The organism is Streptomyces sudanensis (assembly GCF_023614315.1).
In the GTDB taxonomy this organism is placed as follows: domain Bacteria; phylum Actinomycetota; class Actinomycetes; order Streptomycetales; family Streptomycetaceae; genus Streptomyces; species Streptomyces sudanensis.
Window position 1 is genome coordinate 1,493,842 of record NZ_CP095474.1, and the last position, 1,701, is coordinate 1,495,542.

1 protein-coding gene and 2 pseudogenes are annotated in these 1,701 nt (G+C 66.8%); all 3 read right to left on the reverse strand.

Translation table 11 applies throughout. The features are described from left to right. Window positions 1-7: 7 nt before the first annotated feature. Window positions 8-1,079: pseudogene (locus MW084_RS06865) on the reverse strand (M1 family metallopeptidase); the annotation flags it as partial. Window positions 1,080-1,142: 63 nt separating this feature from the next. Next, window positions 1,143-1,419: transposase (locus MW084_RS06870; RefSeq protein WP_275563518.1), on the reverse strand; the 277-nt coding region annotated here is incomplete at its 5' end. Window positions 1,420-1,432: 13 nt separating this feature from the next. Then, window positions 1,433-1,692: pseudogene (locus MW084_RS06875) on the reverse strand (IS110 family transposase); the annotation flags it as partial. Window positions 1,693-1,701: the final 9 nt, after the last annotated feature.

Here is a 1,701-nt window from a genome sequence, read left to right on the forward strand (position 1 = left end):
GGGGNGNCGGGGTGGGTCGAGGGGCGTTGGTCGGCGTCGTATCCCCAGGTCTTGCGGGCGATGCCGTAGCCGATCCAGGTGTCGGGGTAGCGGGTGGTGGCTTCGTTGAGGGTCTGGTAGCCCATGTACTCGGCGAAGGACTCGTTGAGCCAGATGTCGTCCCACCAGGTGAGGGTGACGAGGTCGCCGAACCACATGTGGGCCATTTCGTGGGCGATGGTGATGGCGCGGGTTTGGCGTTGGGTGGTGGTGACGGCGGAGCGGAAGATGTATTCGTCGCGGAAGGTGACGAGGCCGGGGTTTTCCATGGCGCCGGCGTTGAATTCGGGGACGAATGCCTGGTCGTAGGAGTCGAAGGGGTAGGGTTCGTCGAATTTTTGGTGGTAGCGGTCGTAGCAGCGGCGGGTGGTGTCGAGGATTTCCTCGGCGTCGGTGTCGAGGTGGGAGGCGAGGGAGCGGCGGCAGTGGAGGCCGAAGGGGATGCCGGCGTGGGTGGTGTGGATGGAGTGCCAGGGGCCGGCGGCGACGGCGAGGAGGTAGGTGGGGATGCGGGGGGTGGTGGTGGCTGTCCAGTGGCCGTCGGGGTGGCGGGTGGTGGTGCCGTTGGCGAGGACGGTCCAGTGGTGGGGTGCGGTGACGGTGACGGTGAAGGTGGCTTTGAGGTCGGGTTGGTCGAAGGCGGCGATGACGCGTTGTGCGTCGTCGAGGAAGAGTTGGGTGTAGGTGTAGGTCTCGCCGTCGGCGGGGTCGGTGAAGCGGTGCATGCCTTCGCCGGTGCGGGAGTAGTGCATGGTGGCGTGGATGCGGAGTTGGTGGGGGCCTTGGGTGAGGCCGGTGAGGGGGAGCCGGTTGCCGTCGAGGGTGGTGGGGTCGAGGGGTTTTCCGTCGAGGGTTGCGGTGTGGAGGGTGGCGGGTTTGATTTCGACGAAGGTGTCGCCGGCGGTGCGGGTGGTGAACTCGATGTGGGTGGTCGAGTCGAAGGTGTGGTCGCCGGTGGTGAGGTCGAGGTCGACGCGGTAGTGGTGGACGTCGAGGAGGCGGGCTCTGGTCTGTGCTTCTTGGCGTGTGAGTGCGGGCATGGGGTCATGCTGCCCNGATGGGTGGGGGGGAGGTTGTGCGGTGGTTGAAGCTCCTATAGATCGTCAAGCGGTCTGAAGGAGCGGTTTCGGTGTGGTCTGTGAGCTGATGAGGTGCTTGTAGACCTCGCGCGCTATGAAGCGTTTGAGGCACCGGAGGATGTCCTTCTTGGACATGCCTTCGGCGGTTCGTCGGATCACGTAGTCCTTGGTACGGGTGTCGTAGCGCATGCGGACGAGCGCGATCGTGTGGAGTGCGTTGTTGGCCTGGCGGTCACCGCCGCGGTTGAGGCGGTGCCGGTGGGTGCGACCTGAACTGGCCGGGATCGGCGCCGCCTCAACCNGGTGCGCGAAGNGACGCCTCCGACCTGAGCCGGTTCGGGTTGTCGCCCGCCGTGATCAAGAGCTGGGCGGCGGTTTCGGTGCCGACGCCAGGCAACGCAACCAGGTCGGGGACGGTCTGCGCGACCAGCGGTTTCAGCTCGGCATCGGCATCGGTGATCTCCTCGGTGAGGTACTGGTAGCGGCGGGCGAGGCGTCGCAGTGCGGTGCGAATCGCGCAGGCCGGATCCGCGTGGTCGCTGCCCGGGCGCGAGCGGGCCAGCTGCCGGATCAGNTCGCNGNT